Annotated in this window: 18 protein-coding genes; 11 read left to right on the plus strand and 7 right to left on the minus strand. The window is 61.2% G+C overall.

What is annotated here, in order from left to right; translation table 11 throughout:
- Positions 1-226: 226 nt before the first annotated feature.
- The 5 genes from KGA82_RS01400 (at position 227) to KGA82_RS01420 (ending at position 5,112) form a co-directional block, all read left to right on the plus strand.
- On the plus strand, positions 227-1,147 hold the full coding sequence (locus KGA82_RS01400; RefSeq protein ID WP_008039123.1) for a MurR/RpiR family transcriptional regulator: 921 nt from the start codon (positions 227-229) through the stop codon (positions 1,145-1,147).
- Positions 1,148-1,282: 135 nt separating this feature from the next.
- Positions 1,283-2,398 (plus strand): Gfo/Idh/MocA family protein, encoded by a 1,116-nt coding sequence (locus KGA82_RS01405; protein WP_223449427.1) that lies wholly within the window; start codon positions 1,283-1,285, stop codon positions 2,396-2,398.
- Between the two features lie 309 nt (positions 2,399-2,707).
- Positions 2,708-3,427, plus strand: a complete 720-nt coding sequence (locus tag KGA82_RS01410; RefSeq protein ID WP_223449428.1) for an IclR family transcriptional regulator — start codon at positions 2,708-2,710, stop codon at positions 3,425-3,427.
- 84 nt (positions 3,428-3,511) lie between these two features.
- A complete protein-coding gene (locus KGA82_RS01415; RefSeq protein WP_008039127.1) occupies positions 3,512-3,904 on the plus strand; it encodes a GlcG/HbpS family heme-binding protein in 393 nt (130 codons plus the stop codon).
- The gene (locus KGA82_RS01420) at positions 3,901-5,112 is read left to right on the plus strand and encodes an MFS transporter (protein WP_223449429.1); all 1,212 of its coding nucleotides are present in this window, start codon (positions 3,901-3,903) and stop codon (positions 5,110-5,112) included. The genes KGA82_RS01415 and KGA82_RS01420 overlap by 4 nt, the downstream gene beginning before the upstream one ends.
- Before the next feature lie 21 nt (positions 5,113-5,133).
- On the opposite strand, the gene KGA82_RS01425 is transcribed toward KGA82_RS01420, so the two are convergent.
- Positions 5,134-5,865, minus strand: coding sequence for a CPBP family intramembrane glutamic endopeptidase (locus tag KGA82_RS01425; RefSeq protein ID WP_223449430.1), 732 nt, complete (start codon positions 5,863-5,865; stop codon positions 5,134-5,136).
- Positions 5,866-6,175: 310 nt separating this feature from the next.
- Here KGA82_RS01425 and KGA82_RS01430 point away from each other — a divergent pair, with 310 nt between their 5' ends.
- Complete coding sequence (locus KGA82_RS01430) at positions 6,176-6,337, plus strand: hypothetical protein (protein ID WP_223449431.1); 162 nt, start codon at positions 6,176-6,178, stop codon at positions 6,335-6,337.
- Positions 6,338-6,473: 136 nt separating this feature from the next.
- Here the strand turns inward: KGA82_RS01430 and KGA82_RS01435 are convergent, their stop codons facing one another.
- Complete coding sequence (locus KGA82_RS01435; protein ID WP_007900300.1) at positions 6,474-6,671, minus strand: YbdD/YjiX family protein; 198 nt, start codon at positions 6,669-6,671, stop codon at positions 6,474-6,476.
- A gap of 14 nt (positions 6,672-6,685) precedes the next feature.
- On the minus strand, positions 6,686-8,743 hold the full coding sequence (locus KGA82_RS01440) for a carbon starvation CstA family protein (RefSeq protein WP_008024713.1): 2,058 nt from the start codon (positions 8,741-8,743) through the stop codon (positions 6,686-6,688).
- Positions 8,744-9,083: 340 nt separating this feature from the next.
- On the opposite strand from KGA82_RS01440, the gene KGA82_RS01445 reads away from it, so the two are divergent.
- The 3 genes from KGA82_RS01445 to KGA82_RS01455 all read left to right on the plus strand — a co-directional run bounded on the left by KGA82_RS01445 (position 9,084) and on the right by KGA82_RS01455 (position 11,477).
- Positions 9,084-10,445 (plus strand): cache domain-containing protein, encoded by a 1,362-nt coding sequence (locus tag KGA82_RS01445; protein ID WP_192228366.1) that lies wholly within the window; start codon positions 9,084-9,086, stop codon positions 10,443-10,445.
- Between the two features lie 26 nt (positions 10,446-10,471).
- Complete coding sequence (locus KGA82_RS01450; RefSeq protein ID WP_017339266.1) at positions 10,472-11,104, plus strand: response regulator; 633 nt, start codon at positions 10,472-10,474, stop codon at positions 11,102-11,104.
- Positions 11,105-11,168: 64 nt separating this feature from the next.
- Positions 11,169-11,477, plus strand: a complete 309-nt coding sequence (locus KGA82_RS01455) for a hypothetical protein (protein WP_223413714.1) — start codon at positions 11,169-11,171, stop codon at positions 11,475-11,477.
- On the opposite strand, the gene KGA82_RS01460 is transcribed toward KGA82_RS01455, so the two are convergent.
- Both KGA82_RS01460 and KGA82_RS01465 read right to left on the minus strand, forming a co-directional pair.
- Positions 11,461-12,735 (minus strand): glucarate dehydratase family protein, encoded by a 1,275-nt coding sequence (locus tag KGA82_RS01460; RefSeq protein WP_223449432.1) that lies wholly within the window; start codon positions 12,733-12,735, stop codon positions 11,461-11,463. The genes KGA82_RS01455 and KGA82_RS01460 overlap by 17 nt on opposite strands.
- The gene (locus KGA82_RS01465; protein ID WP_223449433.1) at positions 12,732-14,129 is read right to left on the minus strand and encodes an MFS transporter; all 1,398 of its coding nucleotides are present in this window, start codon (positions 14,127-14,129) and stop codon (positions 12,732-12,734) included. Before KGA82_RS01465 ends, KGA82_RS01460 begins: the two co-directional genes overlap by 4 nt.
- Positions 14,130-14,236: 107 nt before the next feature.
- On the opposite strand from KGA82_RS01465, the gene KGA82_RS01470 reads away from it, so the two are divergent.
- The gene (locus tag KGA82_RS01470) at positions 14,237-15,139 is read left to right on the plus strand and encodes a LysR substrate-binding domain-containing protein (protein ID WP_008033861.1); all 903 of its coding nucleotides are present in this window, start codon (positions 14,237-14,239) and stop codon (positions 15,137-15,139) included.
- Between the two features lie 333 nt (positions 15,140-15,472).
- Positions 15,473-16,333, plus strand: coding sequence for a CAP domain-containing protein (locus tag KGA82_RS01475; protein ID WP_008033859.1), 861 nt, complete (start codon positions 15,473-15,475; stop codon positions 16,331-16,333).
- A 30-nt stretch (positions 16,334-16,363) separates the two neighbouring features.
- Here KGA82_RS01475 and KGA82_RS01480 read toward each other — a convergent pair whose 3' ends face one another.
- Positions 16,364-16,996: a glutaminyl-peptide cyclotransferase gene (locus tag KGA82_RS01480; protein WP_223449434.1), complete on the minus strand. Its 633-nt coding sequence runs from the start codon at positions 16,994-16,996 to the stop codon at positions 16,364-16,366.
- 35 nt (positions 16,997-17,031) lie between these two features.
- Complete coding sequence (locus KGA82_RS01485; protein ID WP_192228371.1) at positions 17,032-18,252, minus strand: helix-turn-helix domain-containing protein; 1,221 nt, start codon at positions 18,250-18,252, stop codon at positions 17,032-17,034.
- Positions 18,253-18,414: the final 162 nt, after the last annotated feature.

Raw genomic sequence — 18,414 nt, forward strand, 5'->3', positions numbered from 1 at the left:
CAATAATTATTCCAAATAATTTTTACGTGGAATATTTTTTCCAATAAGCTTCATTACAAGCACTCCAGACGCGGTGCATCGTTTCAGCAAGCCTCACACTACCGCAAGCTCATGATTTTGTTCGGGCCTACCCTGTAGACTGCGCACAGCCAACCTATTGTCCTGGGACGCGGTGAAACATCGTCGCTAGTAAGTACAAGCCAAGAACAAGCCAGAAGGATTCCTTATGTCCCGCACCGATCAGCCGGATACGACCGAGAGCACGCCCGAGAGCGATCTTGTCAGCCCCCCGATCAATGCCGAGCGCCTGCTGCAGCTGATCACCAATGAATACGAAAGCCTGCCGCGCCAGCTCAAACGCATTGCCAGTTACATGAGCCAGCAGAGCGACCGGATCATGGTCGACCGCATCAGCGACATCGCCCGCGAGTGCGAAGTGCATCCGTCGGCCATCGTGCGGTTTTCCCAGCGTTTCGGCTTCAGCGGTTTCAGCGAAATGCAGGCATTGTTCCGCGAGGCGTATACCCACAAAACCACGCCGGTACAGAACTACCAGCAGCGCATTCGCAGCATGATCGCCAACAAGTCGCAGAAAGCCAGCGGCGGCGACCTGGCGCGCGAGTGCATCGACGCGACCCTGTCGGGCATCGAGCGACTGGGGCTGGAACTCGATGACCAGGCCTTCGACAAGGCCGTGGACCTGGTGGTCAACGCCGACAACATCTACGTGGTCGGCGTGCGTCGTTCGTTCGCGGTAGCCGATTACCTGGTCTACAACCTGCAACACACCAACAAGCGCATTCATTTGGTGTCTGGGCTCGGCGGCAGCTACCGCGAGCAGATGCGCAGCGTCCGCGCCAATGACCTGGTGATCGCCATCAGCTTCACGCCATACGGCAAGGAAACCCAGCACTGCCTGCGCATCGCCCAGCATCATCAGGCGAAAACCCTGATCATCACCGACAGCAATCTCTCGCCCCTGGCCAAGCGCGCCAACACCCTGCTGCTGGTCAACGAAGGCAGTTCGTTTGCGTTCCGTTCATTGAGTGCGACCCTGTGCCTGTGTCAGGCGCTGTTTATCGCCGTGGCCTATCGACTGGAGTTGAAGGTCGATGAGATTCACGAACAGGTCGGGTTCGACGACTGACCCGGACACAGGTGTTACGGTTCCGCATACGGCGACTCAGCGATCACGTGTAAATATTTATTCTAAAAATTGAAACAAGAGAATATTTATTCTATAAATTGGATCTCTGAAAACAAGAATCCAAAGGATCCTGTCATGCGCGAACTCGGAATCGGACTTATCGGCACGGGTTTCATGGGCCGTGCCCATGCCCTGGCCTTTCGCAACGTCAGTGCGGCATTCGAACTGCCCTTCACGCTTCGCCTCGCCGCCCTGGCCGACGCCGATCCCGTTCGTGCGCAAGCATGCGCCACTGCCTGGGGCTTTGAGCAGGCCCATGGCGACTGGCAGCAATTGATCGACGACCCCAAGGTCAACCTGATCGCCATCACCACCCCCAACCATCTGCACTACCCGATGGCCATGGCCGCTCTTGCCGCCGGCAAGGCGGTGTACTGCGAAAAACCGCTGGCGGTAAACCTTGAACAGGCGAATGCCATGCACGTGGCGGCCAAGGATGCCGGGGTGGTCACCCGTGTCGGCTACAACTACCAGCACAACCCGATCATTGGCCTGGCACGTGAATTGATTCTGAGCGGCGAACTCGGCGAGATCATCAGTTTTCAGGGCGAATTCAGCGAAGATTTCATGGCCGATCCAGCGTCCCCCTGGTCGTGGCGCTGTGAGGCCGGGCATGCCGGCGGGGCGTTGGCGGATCTGGGCAGCCACTTGCTCGCCATGGCGCGCCATCTGCTGGGTAATGTCGAAGCGGTGTGCGCCGACTCCCAGACCGTGCACCACCAGCGCCCGGTCACGGCCGGTAGCCAGGATCAACGCAGCATTGCTGTCGACGATCAAGCCCATGCCTTGCTGCGCTTTGCCAGCGGCGCCCGTGGCACCTTCAGCAGCAGTTGGCTCAAGCACGGCTACAAGAATCATCTGAGCTTCGAGATCAGCGGTACCCGAGGTACCCTGGCGTTCGATCAGGAGCGTTTGAATGAGTTACGCCTGTGCCGCGCCGGCCAGGACGGTTTCCAGCGTTTACTCGCCGGACCGGACTTGCCCGGTTACGCAGCGTTCAGTCCAGCGCCGGGGCATCAGTTGGGCTACAACGAGTTGAAGACGCTGGAAGTGCATGAGCTGATCATGGCCTTGGCGGGCCACGGACAAGCCGGCACCGATTTCGAGCAAGCCTTTGAAGTGGAGCGACTGGCGACGGCGATTCGCCTGGCGGCGCGGGAACAGCGCTGGGTCAATATCAGCGAGGTCTGATCGCAATAGGCGTTGAAGAACGCCAATTCCTGTGGGAGCGAGCCTGTTCGCTCCCACAATTGCTCTGCGTGCTGCGGGCGTTTTGCGACCGGCGCAGACAATCACCCGCGCTAAACTCCGACATCATCAAACTTTCCCCGCCAATCGCTCCGGCCACCTTCACGCCAGCATCAAGCCCCCCGGATGATCAGGACGGCTGCCCAATCCTGTCAGCGTGGATAATCCTGCGACTCATGGGCATTCACCGAACCACGAGGCACTATGCCTCGTGGACCTCAGACTCATTACTGGCCAACGAACGTCTTTCACATGATCAACGAGAACAAAGGCATACAGTCCGTCGAGCGCGCGATGATGATCCTTGAAACCATCGCAGCGGCAGGGGGCGAAATCCGCTTGGTGGACCTTGCGGCGCAATCCGGACTGCACAAGAGCACCTTGCACGGCCTGCTCAATACACTGGCCGCCATGGGCTACATTGCCCGCCGTGGCACCCACTATGCGTTGGGTTTGCGCCTGCGCGAAATCGCTCAACCGTTGAACGACGCCGATGCGTTGCTGCGTGAAGCCTTTGCCCCTGCGCTGCGCACGCTGGCCGAACGCAGTGGCGAAACCTGTTTCCTCGCAGCGCCCTGTGGCACCCGCGAATACCTCTACATGGATGCCCTGGAAGGCAGCGGCAACTTGCGTGTTGCAAGCCCGCGCGGGCGTCGCGCCGGGCTGACCACCTCGGCCATCGGTAAAATATTCCTGGCCTTTGACGAGGACCTGCGGCGCAGCCTGCGTCGAGCGGACTTGCTGCCTGCGGAACTGGAAATCGAGTTGGCCGGTATCGTCACCCATGGCTATGCGTTAGACCTTGAAGAAGCCGAGCCGGGGCTTAACTGCGTCGCCCTGCCCCTGCGTTTGCAAGGTCGCGTGGTGGCGGCGCTCGGTGTTGCCGCGCCCGCCTCACGCCTGCCCAAGACAGCGTTGTGCACGTTGGCGAACCACGCCATGCGCGAAATGTTCGACATGCTCAAACTTTAGCCGCCAATGGCCTGGGGCATATTCCCTTGAACAGCAATCGTCGGGATCATCGCGGTCCTGTCGTTTTACTCAATGGAGTCCCGAATGTTTGAGCAATTGTCCCAGCAGGTCATTAACCGTGCACAAGCGCAGGCGCGTGATCAGGGTTTCGCCGTCTGCATCAGCGTGGTCGACGATGCCGGACTTCTGCGCCATTTCGTGCGCATGGATGACGCCGTCCCAGGCGCCATCGATGTTTCGCTGAAAAAAGCACGCACGGCTGCGTTGTTTCGCACCGACAGCGCCGAACTGGGTATGGAAGCGCAACCGGGCGGAGCCATTTACTCGCTGGAGGCTACCAACGGCGGCCTGATCAGCTTTGGCGGTGGCGTGGTGCTGCGTGATGAACACGGCAAGGTCATCGGCGCCGTTGGCGTTGCCGGGGCGACCGTCGAGGCGGATCAGGTGATTGCCCTGCAGGCAGCGGGTCGTCCATGAACCCGAGCACGCAACGTATTCACCCTGGCGTGGTGGCGCTGGCGGTGACCGCTTTCGCTATCGGAATGGCCGAGTTCATTGTCGTCGGCATTCTCCCGGCTATCGCCTCTGACCTCGACATCCCACTGGCGCGTGCGGGGAGCCTGGTCGGGCTGTACGCATTGGCGCTGGCACTGGGCACGCCGCTGACCGTTCTGGCACTGGCGCGCCTGCCGCGCAAACCGGTGCTGCTGGCGTTGATTGCGTTGTTTCTGGGCGGGAATCTGCTGGCAGCGCTCTCCACCGATTACCCTTGGTTACTGGCAGGACGCATCATCACCGCGCTTGCCCATGGCAGCTTTTTTGCCATCGGTGCCACCGTCGCCGCCAGCCTGGCGCCAAAGGGACAGGCAAGCAAAGCCATTGCCGTGATGTTCGCCGGCCTGACGCTGGCGATGGTCATCGGTGTGCCGATTGGCAGCATCCTGGGTAACGCGATGGGGTGGCGGCTGCCGTTTTATGCGGTCGCGCTGCTGGCTGCCCTGGCCTTGATAGCCTGTGCGCGGTGGTTGCCGAACGTACCGACGCCGCCGTCGGGCAAAGCTCTCACTCAGCTGGCGGCACTCAGGCACCCGGCCATTCTGGCGATGATGGCCGTGACCGTGCTGGGTTTTGGTTCAAGCTTTGCCGCCTTCACCTTTATCACCCCGATCCTCACCGACATCAGCGGCTTTTCCACCGCGACCGCCAGTTTGTTGTTGGTCGTATTCGGTGTTGCGACCCTGGTCGGCAATCTGGTCGGGGGCCGACTCGCGGCCTCGATGGGCTGGCAATCGGCGCTGCGAATGATCTTTGTGCTACTGACACTCGTGCTGGCGGCGGTCGCACTGCTGTTGCCCTATCAACTGCCGATGGTAGTGATGCTGTTTTTCTGGGGCGCGCTGGCCTTCGGTCTCTCTCCCGCCGCCCAGGCCGGCATGCTGGCCACCGCCGAACGCTATACCCCGCACGCCGTGGCGTTCGCTTCGGCGCTGAACATTTCGGCCTTCAACCTCGGTATAGCCTTGGGCGAAACCAGCGGCAGTGCCCTGGTCGACAATGGGCAAATGGCTCTCACGCCCTGGGCTGGTGTTGTGACTGCGATCCTTGCGCAGTTGCCGCTGATCTGGCTGCTGTCGCTCAACCGAAAAGACTCGCTTGAGCACCGAGCCGAAATCTGCAACCCCTGAGCAACCCCCAATGCTGATCAATCACATGGGAACGGCGATGAGCAATATCGCCGTCCCGTGTGCAGCGGTGGCGGCGATCACGCCGTAGCGCATGCGGACGAAAGCACAGACCAACCCCTCCAGCAACGTGAACAGTAGAATCGGCCAGCCAATCCGGGTGACGCTCAGTGCCAGAAACGAATGGCTGGCCGAGAACGCGACAGCGCTGATCAAGGCGGCTCGTATCGCAGAGGTGTGGTGTTCGAGGTGACCTTGCAGGAACCCGCGAAACAGCACTTCTTCCAACGCATTCCCGCCGTAGGCCAGCACGACCATGCCCATCAACCAGGGCCAGTAACCGGCTATTTCGCCTACACCGATGCCTTGATAGAGCCGCAGCGGAACGCCGATCGCACACCCGGCCGCAACACCCAGCGCAAGCCCTGCGGCCAGATTGCCCTTCTTCCAGACGACGAGTTGCCAAAGCTGCGGGGCGATCCTTGCCAGCGCGGCGACGATCGCCAGCGACAGCGCACCCAGCACGGCCAGGACAAACGGATTCGCAACAAAGCCGATCTGCACATCGCCACTCAGGGACCATAAACGCAGCGGTGTCATCACATCGCGCAGCAGGACGAAGGTCAGCAGCAGGATCGCAATACGCAAACCGGGTTGCGTCTTCGGCGTCAGCCAGAACCAGAGAGCACAGAGGCTAAAACCGGGCAGCAGATAAGTGCCGTAATCGATCAGTAGCGAAAGTCCCTCTTCAATCATGTGTCTGTCCGTTGGCGTCGAGGCGAGTGCCGGGTTATAGCATCCACTTCAGAAGAATGTGAGTGGCAATCCAGGGAGACGCCGCGGCCACGCCCAATCCGAACACCAGGAAAGCGGACAGATAAACCGCAAAAAACCGAATCAGCGCCCGCCTCGACATCACCCGCCTCCAGAAACATTGAAATGCTCAAACCGGCTTAATGGCTTGGACGTGCGGCCATTTGCACAGTTCAATGTTCCGCGAGGCGGTGCAAACAGCAGAAGCACCGATCAAGCAGCGATCAAGCAGCGATTGGAGACGGTGTCGGGGGTGGACATTCAACTGAAGGGCGACGTGGCGGGTTTTGCGATTGATCGGCGGATCAGCGGGGCTTGCGCGAGTGATGTGCTGAAATCGCTGTGTGACAACTATCGGGACAAGCTTGTATGCCGCAATGAACCGGGGCGAACCCTCATCGAACGTAAACCCTGAAAATTACTGCGCAAAACAATGTGGGAGCTAGCCTGCTGGCGATGGCGGACTGTCAATCAACAGTGATGTTGAATGTTCAGCCGCCATCGCCAGCAGGCTAGCTCCCACAGGGATTGCTGTTAACCCGACAACCGGATCAACAGCACTTTGGCCCGGCCTTGCTTCCGTAACGGGCTTCCTGGCGTTCCCGGAAGAACACCTCGTAACTCATCACCGGTTTGTCCGGATGTTTGGTCTGCATATGCTCGACGTAAGTATCGTAGTCGGGCATGCCGACCATCAGGCGCGCGGCCTGACCGAGGTATTTACCAAGGCGACTCAGGTCATTGAACATGCAGCACTCCTCGATCACGCATTCGGCAGGGCCTGGAATGGCGCTTCTTTATCCGTGCGCTCCTTGGTTCCCCACGCGGCAATGCCGACCTTGAGGGCAAAGAACAGGATGCTGAACACCACCAACAGGAACAGCGCGGTCAACGTCGCATTGGTGTAGGCGTTGTAGATCACGTGCTGCATCTGCTCGATGCTCTTGGCCGGGGCGAGTACCTGACCGTTGGCCAAGGCATCGCTGTACTTCTTGGCCAGCGCGAGGAAGCCGATGGCCGGGTTGGCGTCGAACAGCTTGATGAAGCCGGCGGTGGTGGTGCAGATCAGCAGCCAGACCGCAGGCAGCATGGTCACCCAGACGTAGCGCTGGCGCTTCATTTTGATCAGCACAACCGTCGCCAACATCAGCGCGATACCGGCCAGCATCTGGTTGGAGATGCCGAACAGCGGCCACAAGGTGTTGATGCCACCCAGCGGATCGATCACGCCTTGGTAGAGCAAGTAACCCCACATCGCCACACAACCGGCGGTGGCGATCAGGTTGGCGGTCCAGGATTCGGTGCGTTTCAGCGCCGGCACGAAGGAGCCGAGCAAATCCTGCAACATGAAGCGACCGGCACGGGTACCGGCATCGACTGCGGTCAGGATGAACAGCGCTTCAAACAGGATCGCAAAGTGGTACCAGAACGCCATGGTGTTTTCACCCGGCAGGACGTGGTGCAGGATCTGCGCGATACCGACCGCCAGGGTCGGAGCACCGCCGGCACGGGCCAGGATGGTGGTTTCACCGATGTCCTTGGCCACTGCTTGCAGCGCTTCCGGGGTAATTGCAAAGCCCCAGCTGCTGACAGTCTGCGCAACCGAAACAGCATCCGCGCCGACAATCGCCGCTGGGCTGTTCATGGCGAAGTACACGCCCGGATCGATCACCGATGCCGCAACCATGGCCATGATGGCGACGAAGGATTCCATCAGCATGCCGCCGTAACCGATGTAGCGGGCATGACCTTCACTGGCGAGCAGCTTCGGCGTGGTGCCGGAAGCGATCAGCGAGTGGAAACCCGATACCGCGCCACAGGCAATGGTGATGAACAGGAACGGGAACATACCGCCCTTCCACACCGGACCGGTGCCATCGATGAACTGGGTCAGTGCCGGCATTCTCAGCTCGGGCATGGTGATCAGAATGCCGATCGCCAATGCCACAATGGTGCCGATTTTCAGGAACGTGGAGAGGTAGTCACGCGGTGCCAGAATCAGCCACACCGGCAGTACCGCGGCAACGAAACCGTAGCCGATCAGCATCCAGGTGATTTGAATGCCGGTGAAGGTGAAGGCCTTGGCCCAGACCGGGTCAGCGGCAATCTGCCCGCCCAGCCAGATCGAGCCCAGCAGCAGGAACACGCCGATGATCGAGATTTCACCGATGCGACCCGGACGGATGTAGCGCATGTAGATGCCCATGAACATCGCGATCGGGATGGTCGCCATCACCGTGAACATGCCCCAAGGGCTTTCGGCCAGGGCTTTGACCACGATCAGCGCCAGCACCGCGAGGATGATGATCATGATCAGGAAGCAGCCGAACAGCGCGATGGTGCCGGGGATGCGGCCCATTTCTTCACGGACCATGTCGCCCAGGGAGCGGCCGTTGCGGCGGGTGGACATGAACAGGACCATGAAGTCCTGAACCGCACCGGCCAGCACCACACCGGCGATCAGCCAAAGTGTGCCGGGCAAGTAACCCATCTGCGCCGCCAACACCGGACCGACCAGCGGACCTGCGCCGGCGATGGCTGCGAAGTGGTGACCGAAGAGTACGTGTTTGTTGGTCGGAACGTAGTCCAGACCATCGTTATTGAGTACGGCGGGAGTGGCTCGATTGGGGTCCAGTTGCATCACCTTGTTGGCGATGAACAGGCTGTAGTAGCGGTATGCGACGAGGTAGATGGCAACGGCTGCGACTACGATCCAGAGGGCGTTGATCGCTTCGCCGCGGCGCAGGGCCACGACACTCAGCGCAAACGCTCCCAGAACAGCCACGGCAAACCAGGCGAGGTGTTTAGCCAGACGGGGCATAGCGTGTCTCCTGCCGACAGCTTGTGACTGCGGCGGTAATTTTTATAATTGTGTCCGCTGTGCGGAGCTGGCCCAATATCCGCGCATGCCGTCTACAAATAAATCCGCGTTACTACGTACGCGCTCTCTACGTAGTTCTACGTAGACGCGCAAAACCTGTAGGAGCCGGCTTGCTGGCGATCCAGGCGACGCGGTGTATCAGTCACGCCGCCATCGCCAGCAAGCCGGCTCCTACAATTCGGCGTTGTCCGGTCATTCCGTCCAGCAGCGCTACTGGACGTGCGCATCTTTGGCATATGATGCCGGCCTTCGCCTTCCCCCGGTCCGGACAGGAGCCCAGATGCAGCTCAAACACAAAATCGTCGCGCTCGGGATTTTGCCGCTGGTGTTGGCGATCGCTGTCATCTGCGGGCTGGTGATTTCCCTGAACCGCCAGGTGGGTGATCAACAGGCGCAATTGATCGAAGACAGCATCCTGGCGAGCAAGCGCGCCGAACTGAAAAACTACGTGGAAATGGCGCAAAGCCTGATCGCGCCGCTGTACGACGACGGCCACGGTGACGAACACGCCCAGCAACGCGTGCTGGAAGAACTGCGCAAACTCAGCTTTGGCATCAATGGCTACTTCTTCGTGTACGACCGCGAAGGTCGCAGCCTGATGCACGCGCGGCAGTCGGAACTGGTCGGCCAATACCTGTGGGACATGAAGGACCCGCACGGCCTGCCGGTGATTCAGGCGTTGCTCAAAAGTGCGCAATCGGGCGAAGGCTTTCAACGCTACGCCTGGAACAAGCCGTCCTCCGGCCAGGTCACCGACAAGCTCGCCTACGTGGTGATGCTGGATCGCTGGGGCTGGATGCTCGGCACCGGCATTTACCTTGAGGACGTCGAACGCGCGACCCAACAGGCGCGTGACGAGGTGGCCCAGGGCATCCGCAAAACCATGCTGGCGATTGCCGCCGTGGCGCTCGTGGCGGTGCTGTTCGTGTTTGCCAGCGGCATGACACTGAACGTCAGCGAGCACCGTCTGGCCGACAAAAAACTGCAACGCCTGACCCAGCGAATCGTCAGTTTGCAGGAGGAAGAACGCTCGCGGGTTTCCCGTGAGCTGCACGACGGCATCAGTCAGGTGCTCGTCTCCATCAAGTTCCAGTTCGAACTCGCCAGCCATGTGCTGGAGAATGGACAAGACAAGGGGTTGAGTATTTTAAGAGAGGCCACGGAACGTCTCGGCGAGGCGATTGGCGAGGTGCGCAGCCTCTCCCACGACCTGCGCTCATCCTTGCTCGACACCCTGGGGCTGTCGGCGGCCATCGGTCAACTTGCCGAGGAATTCGAGCAACGCAGCGGCCTCACCGTGACCTACAACGACAACGAATTCGACTGCCATCTGGTCGATGGCGCGGCGGTTTCGTTGTTTCGCATTGTGCAGGAAGGCCTGACCAACATTGAACGCCACGCACAGGCAAAAAACGTTTCCATCAACCTGCACGGTTCTGAAGAATCCATCCGGCTGACGGTGATCGATGACGGTATCGGCTTCAACGTCGCCCAGGTCGAACGTGGCCATGCCGGCATCGGCCTGCGTAATATCCGTGAGCGTGTCGAGCACTTTGGCGGCCGGTTCGAGCTGATCTCGGTGCCGGGAAGAAGTGAGCTGGACGTGCTGCTGCCCATGAAAATGCCCGGCACAAAACGCTGATCAGACAATAAGAGTGAATGCCCGTGATAAACCTGCCCTCCCCGATCCGCGTCGCCCTGGTCGACGATCACTCTCTGGTTCGCGACGGGATCAAGGCGCTGCTGTCCGTCATGGCCCCGCTGGAAGTGGTGGGTGAAGCCGAGAATGGCGCGGACGCCATCGAGATGGTCGGACGCTGCCAGCCTGACCTGTTGCTGGTCGACATCAGCCTCAAGGACATGAACGGGCTGGAGCTGACCCGGTTGCTGCGCAGCCAGTACCCGTCGCTCAAAGTGCTGGTGCTGAGCATGTACGACAATTATGAATACGTGAGCGAGTCCGTGCGTTCGGGTGCCAGCGGTTATGTGCTGAAGAACGCGCCGTCACGGGAAATCATCGCCGCCATCGAAGCCATTGCCAGCGGCGGCACGTTCTACAGCGCGGAAATTGCCCAGCGGCTCATTGCTGATAAAAGTACCGACAACGAGCTGACGCCGCGTGAAAGCCAGGTGTTGTACAAAATGGCCCAGGGGATGAACAACAAGGAAATGGCCCGCGACCTCGACATCAGCGTGCGCACGGTTGAAACCCATCGCCTGAGCATCCGCCGCAAACTCAACATCGACAAACCGGCGGCGCTGGTCAAATACGCCATCGACCATGGGATCATTTCCCCATAAGCCTTACGCCTCCTACAGGATCGGGGGCGTTGCCGATTTTTTATCTGAGCCACCGGAGACACCCGTGCCACCGTTGACCACCCGCGAGATTTACCAGCTATTGCGCGACGCCGCCCTGGAGGTTCGTCCCCTGCGGCTGATAGGCGAACCTTCCGCATCCGGTCTGGTGCAGGTCGACATCGAGGGTTGGCAGCTGACCCTCGACGTCGACGACAACCACTTGCGCCGCTGCCAACGCTGCCAGAGCCCGGACGGCCGCGAGGGCCTGTTCGACAATTGGCAACGTTACGGCACCGACCCGGTCAGTCTGCTCAGCACCTGGGAGCTGGCGCAGATAGAACGCCTGCTGACCGAGCTCAAAAACGCGGTTTGACCGCCTTCCAGTCCGGTTTGTAACGCTGCATCTGCTTCACGTCATCGCGCTGGCGGATGCCACAGGTCAGGTATTGGTCATGCAGCTTGCCCAGTTGATCGTGATCCAGTTCCAGACCCAACCCCGGCGCGCGCGTGATTTTCACGCAGCCATCGACGATCGGCAGCTTGCCGCCCTTGATCACTTCTTCATCCGGCTCCTGCCACGGGTAATGCGTGTCGCAGGCGTAATCCAGATTGGGCACCGCGGCCGCAACATGCGCCATCGCCATCAGGCTGATGCCCAGGTGCGAGTTGGAGTGCATCGACACGCCAAGACCAAAGGTGTCGCACATTTTCGCCAGCGCCTGCGTGTCGCGCAGCCCGCCCCAGTAATGGTGATCGGCGAGGACAATCTGCACGCTGTTCAACGCCACGCTACGCCGGAACTCGTCGAAATCGGTGACCACCATGTTGGTCGCCAGCGGCAGCCCGGTGTGTTTGTGCAGCTCGGCCATGCCGTCGAGGCCCGGCGTCGGGTCTTCATAATATTGCAGGTCATCGCCCAGCAACTCAGCCATGCGAATCGATGTTTCCAATGACCAGTTGCCATTCGGGTCAATGCGCAGCGGGTAACCGGGGAAGGCCTTTTTCAGCGCCTTGATGCACGACACTTCGTGCTCCGGCGGCAGCGTGCCGGCCTTGAGTTTGATGCTCTTGAAGCCGTAGGCCTCGATCATCCGCCGTGCCTGGGCAACGATCTGCTCTTCGTTCAGCGCCTCGCCCCAATTGTCCGGTTTGTAGGGTGAATCGACATGCTGCGCGTACTTGAAAAACAGGTAGGCGCTGAACGGAATCTCGTCGCGAATCGCCCCGCCCAGCAAGTCCACCAACGGCACGTTCAACGAATGCGCCTGCAAATCCAGGAACGCCACTTCGAACGCCGAATACGCATTGCTCACTGCTTTGCTGGCATGGGAGCCCGGTGCCAGTTCCGCGCCGGCAATGCTCGCCGGTTTGTTCGCCGCCACGGTAGCCTGGACGATGCGCCGCAGTTGATTGAGGTCGAACGGGTCGAGACCGATCAATTGCGATTGCAGTTGCTGCTGGATCAACAGCGCCGGTGCATCGCCGTAACTTTCACCGAGACCGATGTAGCCATTGTCGCTCTCGATCTCGATGATCGAACGCAGTGCGAACGGCTCATGAATCCCGCTGGCGTTGAGCAGCGGCGGATCACGGAAAGCGATGGGGGTGACGGTGACTCGTTTGATTTTCAAGAGGCTGCTCCCTTTGGACCTGAGCTCAAGGCTTGATGACTGACTGATTTTTCTGACGCTGCGATGTCGGCAGGTTGGCCGCTCAACACGCGAATGGGATCACCACGCGGGGCGGTGCGGGCAAAGAAGATCACCACCGCCGCCACCAGCGAGGTGGCCGCCAGCCCGTAGAGACCGCCCTCGATGGAGCCGGTTTTTTGTTCGAGGAAACCGAATGCTGTCGGGGCGACGAAGCCGCCGAGGTTGCCGATGGAGTTGATCAACGCGATCACCGCCGCGGCGATGCGCGCATCCAGATAGCCTTGCGGAATAGGCCAGAACAACGCCGAAGCGGCCTTGAAACCAATCGCGGCAAAACAGATGGCGACGAAGGCGAAAACCGGCCCGCCAGTGGTGGACATGAACATGCCGAATGCGGCGATCACCAGGGTCAAGGCGACCCAGGCCTGCTGGTATTTCCATTTGCTGGCCATTGCGGCGAAGCCGTACATCGCGACGATGGAAATGATCCACGGAATCGAGTTGAACAGGCCGACCTGGAAGTCGCCGAGGTTGCCCATTTTCTTGATCATGCTCGGCAGCCAGAACGTCGCGCCGTAGATGGTCAGGGCAATGGAAAAGTAGATGAAACAGAACAGTGCGATCTGCTTGTCGGCGAGCAATTTGAACATCGACGGCTTGACCGTCTGCGTGGCTTCGCGGGCCTGCTGTTCGAGGGCGATGGCGCCCACCAGTGCGTCCTTTTCTTCCTCGCTCAGCCAATTCGCCTGGCGTGGATGGGACTGCAACCAGAACCAGACAAACCCGCAGAGCACGATCGAGGCGAAGCCTTCGATCAGGAACATCCACTGCCAACCGTGCAGGCTGAAACCGCTGACGTGCAACAGCGCACCGGACACCGGCCCGGAAATCACCGAGGCAATGGCCGAGCCGCTGAGGAAGATCGCCATGGCCTTGCCGCGTTCGGTCGACGGCAACCATTGGGTGAAGTAATAAATGATGCCGGGGAAGAACCCTGCCTCGGCCGCACCGAGGATGAAGCGCAGCACATAGAAACTGGTTTCGCCGCGCACGAACGCCATGGCCATGGCCGCTGCGCCCCAGGTGAACATGATGCGCGTCAGCCAGGCGCGGGCGCCGTAGCGTTGCAGCAGCAGGTTGGAGGGGACTTCGAAGATTGCGTAACCGATGAAGAACAGCCCGGCACCGAGGCCATAGGCCGCGGCGCCAATGCCGAGGTCGGTTTCCATGTGACTGCGCACGAAGCCGATGTTGACCCGGTCGATGTAATTGACGATGAACATCACCACGAACAGCGGCAGCACATGGCGCTTCACCTTGGCCGCTGCGCGGGCGAGCACAGTTGGATCGGGCGGACTCTGGAGGGTATTCAAGGGGGCGACTCCCGTTCATTGTTTTTTTAGGGACGCGCCGATCATGGACGCCGACATTGATCCCGTCTAATCTAACTTGGCATTCGATTGATACCTGGATTAGATCAATGTTCGAACTGACCCAACTGCGCTGCTTCACCACGGTGGCCACCGAACTGAACTTCCGGCGCGCCGCCGAACGGTTGAACATGACCCAGCCGCCGCTCAGCCGACAGATTCAGCTGCTGGAGCATCACCTGGGCGTCGAGCTGTTCACCCGCACCACCCGCAGCGTCGCCCTGACCGCCGCTGGCCGCGCCTTCTTCATCGAGGCGCAGAACCTGCTCGAACGTGCCCAGCAAGCCGCCGCCACCGCCCGGCGTTTTGCCGAGGGCGATATCGGCACGGTCAACATCAGTTTTGTCGGCAGCGCGGTGTATGAATTCCTGCCCAAGGTCATCGCCGAAGCCCGCCTCAAGCAACCGCACGTGAAAATCGACCTGTCGGAGATGAATACCTACCAACAGCACGAAGCCCTGCGCGCCCGCCGCATCGACCTGGGCATCGTCCGCGCGCCGTTGCTGGAACCGGGATATGCCACCGAGTGCCTGGTGCGCGAGCCGTTTGTCCTGGCCGTGCCCAGCCATCATCGATTGGCCAGCGCCGAAACCGTGTCGGTCAAAGACCTCGATGCACAACCGTTTCTAATGTACTCCCACGCCGCCTACCCACCGTTCAACGAACTGCTGACCGGCATGCTGCGCTCGGCCCGCGTCGCCCCGGAATACGTGCAGTGGCTGGGTTCGTCGCTGACCATTCTGGCGCTGGTCAACGCCGGCATGGGCCTGGCGCTGGTGCCACGGTGCGCCAGCAGCGTGGTGTTCAAGAACGTGGTGTTTCGCGATATCGACCTGGGGGAAGGCGTGCAGAGCGAGTTGCATCTGATCTGGCGCGAGAACAATGACAACCCGGCGTTTGCCATGTTGCTGGAAGGGATTCGCACGGCTGTTCGTGAAGGCTGGGGGTTGTGAGGGCTGAGCTGATTTCGTCGGTGTTTGTGCTGCCGTCTTCGCGGGCAAGCCTCGCTCCTACGGGTTTGAGTTGAAACACAATTTTGTGAACGACACCAACCCTGTAGGAGCGTGCGATGCGGCGACCCGACTTGCCCGCGAAGACATTTGTGTTATCGCCATCGCCGGCAATCCTTGCACCTGAAGATGTAGCGGTGAAGGTACGTCTGTCGGACACACGAAGTCGGCGGTAAATATGCACTCCTGCCCCGTGAACCTTGTTTCAACTCCCCAGTCTTACAGCGGCGCCAATTCCTCCCCTAACCGCTGCCATCTCTTCAGAGCTGTCCCTCCATGCGCCAAACCGCCCACGCCTTGCGCTTGACTTCGCTGTGCCTGTTTACCTTGCTTTCTATTACCACCCTCCCCGCCCACGCCGGCGCGGAACGGCAACTGGTGGAAGCCATCAACGATTACCGCGCCCACCCACAGCGCTGCGAGCGGCGTCCCGCCCAACGCTTGGCACCGCTGGCGCTGAAATCGAATCTGGCCTTGCCGGTCGGCTACGGCGGCGGCTTGCGGGACCGGTTGAAAGCGTCCGGTTATCAGGCAGTGACCGTGCGTAGCCTGCGCGTGGTCGGCGCGCAAGATGCCGAAGAGGCCTTCGACCTGCTGCAGAGCGATTACTGCTCGGCATTGCTGGATAGCCAATACGCCGATATCGGCGTCAGCCGCAGCCGCAGCGAATGGCAAGTGGTACTGGCGCGGCCGGTGCTGGACAGTCAAATGAACGACGCGCGAGCCGTCAGCAAGGCGTTGCTCGCCCAGGTCAACGCCGCGCGGGCAAAACCGCGTCTCTGCGGGCGCCAGCGCTTTGCCGCCGCCCGGCCATTGGCCTGGAATGCCAGCCTCGGGGCGGCGGCGCAGGGCCACAGCAAGGCAATGGCCTACGGGAATTACTTCGCACACCGCGATCCCGACGGCGATATGCCTGCCGACCGGGCGCGGGCTGCCGGATTCCGTGGCCGCCAGATCGGCGAAAACATCGCCGCAGGCCAAGGCTCACCGAGCAAGGCAATGGCAGGCTGGCTCGCCAGCCCCGGACATTGCGCCAACCTGATGAGCCCGTTGTTCACCCAAGTGGGAGCCGCCTACGCGACGGACGCTCGCAGTGACCAAGGGGTTTACTGGACGATGTTGTTTGGAGCGCCTTGAGGCCGGTCACACCATGGCCAGCGTGATGCGTCACGCTGGCCGCCGCACCGCCCTCACCTTCCCGCTGCCACCGCCGCCGCAGAAGAACTGATCGCCGCCATCGGACTCAAGTCCCGACACGCCGACGCCGATCGGCATCTTGATGCTGTGCAGCACTTCCCCGGTTTTGGCATCCACGCGGCGCAGCTCGCTTTCATCCCCTTCCCACGTTCCATGCCACAGCTGCCCGTCCACCCAAGTCACGCCGGTAACGAAGCGGTTGGACTCGATCGTGCGCAAAATCGCGCCGGTCTCGGGGTCGATCTGGTGGATTTTCCGGTCGCGATAGCGGCCGACCCACAGCGTCCCCTCAGCCCAGGTCAGCCCGGAATCATTGCCGCCACCCGGTGCCGGGATGGTGTTGAGCACTTTGCCGGTCTGCGGGTCGATTTTCTGGATGCGGTCGGCGGCGATCTGGAACAGGTGCTGGCCGTCGAAGGCCGTGCCTGCATCGGCGCTGACGTCGATTGAACGCAGGGTCTTGCCGCTGGCCGGGTCGAGGGCGATGAGTTTTTCGCCACTGGCAAACCAGACGCGCTCACCGTCCCAGGTCACGCCATGCACGCTGTCGACACCGGCGAACGGGCCATATTCGCGGAGGATTTCTGCGGTTGAGTGTTTCATCTCGGTTACCTCTTCAGGGGTTCGTGGCGTTCATCCTAGTCACTCGGCAGTGGCGCCGGGAGTAACAAGGTCGTCGCGAAACCCGGTACCGGCGGGGTCATCCAGCGCCGCGCCCGGCCACGTCCGAATGGCTGCACTTTGCCGGCCGCCGCCAGCGCGTCGAGTGTGCGCTGCACCGTGCGCTGGCTGGTGTCGAGCGCCAACGCCAGCGCCGAACTCGACCAGGATTCGCCGTCGGCGAGCAAGGCAAACAGCGCCGCGTGTCGTTCTTCGACCGGTTGCGCCAACACCACTACGTCAGATGAAACCAGCGCCACCAGCGCAAACCCGCGTTGAGTGGCGATGACGCCCGCCAAGGGTTTCAGCGCCGCACGCAAGCGCCCGACTTCGACACGCAAGCGCGCTCGATGGGACTCGTCCGACAGCTTAAGGCGGAACGCCCGGCGGATCAGGGTTTCCCTCGATACGTCCGCCGGCCACGCTTCGGCCAACGCCCGAGCGAGGGTGAACAACACCGGGCGCCTGGCGAGGGAAACCGACATACCAACGCCACGCACGGCATAACGGCAGGCGTCCACCACCAACGCGGTTGACCCAAGCACGGCTTCAACTTCATCCAGCCACAACGGCCGCTCTTCGCCATGGGCGATCAGGCGCGCCGCCGGGGAATTCAGGACGTTAACGGCGTTTTCGACTTCGCCGATAAGCGCCGGGACACCCGCCTCGCGTGCGACATGTTCGGCCCTCGCCAGGGCAAGCCGGGCTGTTTGCGATTGCAGGCGGCGGATGGCAATCCCCGCCACCACCAATTCATGGGCGGCGCGCAGCACCGGCGGCAACGGTGCGGGATCCAGCGCGGCCAACAGAACGTCCGCCTCGTCGAGCCGACCGATCAGCACCCATCGCCGAATCTGCAAGTACCGCGCGTGAGCGGCGTTCACTCGATCACCGTGGGCCTCAAGCGTCAGGCGTGCCGTTTCGAGCGCCTTCACTGGCCAGCCCAGGTCACGCGAAGCCAGCGCAATTTCGGCCTCGGCCACCACGCAGCGCGCCCGTGCCAACGGCTCTTTCGGCCCGAATGCGCGCGCGGCGCTTTTCACCAGCGCTTTCGCCCGAACCAGATCGCCGAGCTGCGCCATGGCGATGCCGCGCAACGCGAGCGCGGGCGCATCGTCACGCAACGCCACCCGGTCAAGCGCACCAAGCGGATCACCCGCCGCGAGCGCCCGCGCTGCGGCGGTGATCAATGAGTCCATAAGAGTAGCGCCACGGTTGTCGCCCCTGCCGTTCGATAACCCTGGTTAGTCTAGTCACGCGGCAGCTGAGCACGGGGCGCGATTGTTTGCGTTTGTAAGGGCCTCATCGCCGGCAAGCCGGTCTCACTCCCACAGGGATTGCGGGGGCTTGCACAAAATAGG

It is taken from the genome of Pseudomonas sp. BF-RE-22 (assembly GCF_019956155.1).
Taxonomy (GTDB): Bacteria; Pseudomonadota; Gammaproteobacteria; order Pseudomonadales; family Pseudomonadaceae; genus Aquipseudomonas; species Aquipseudomonas migulae.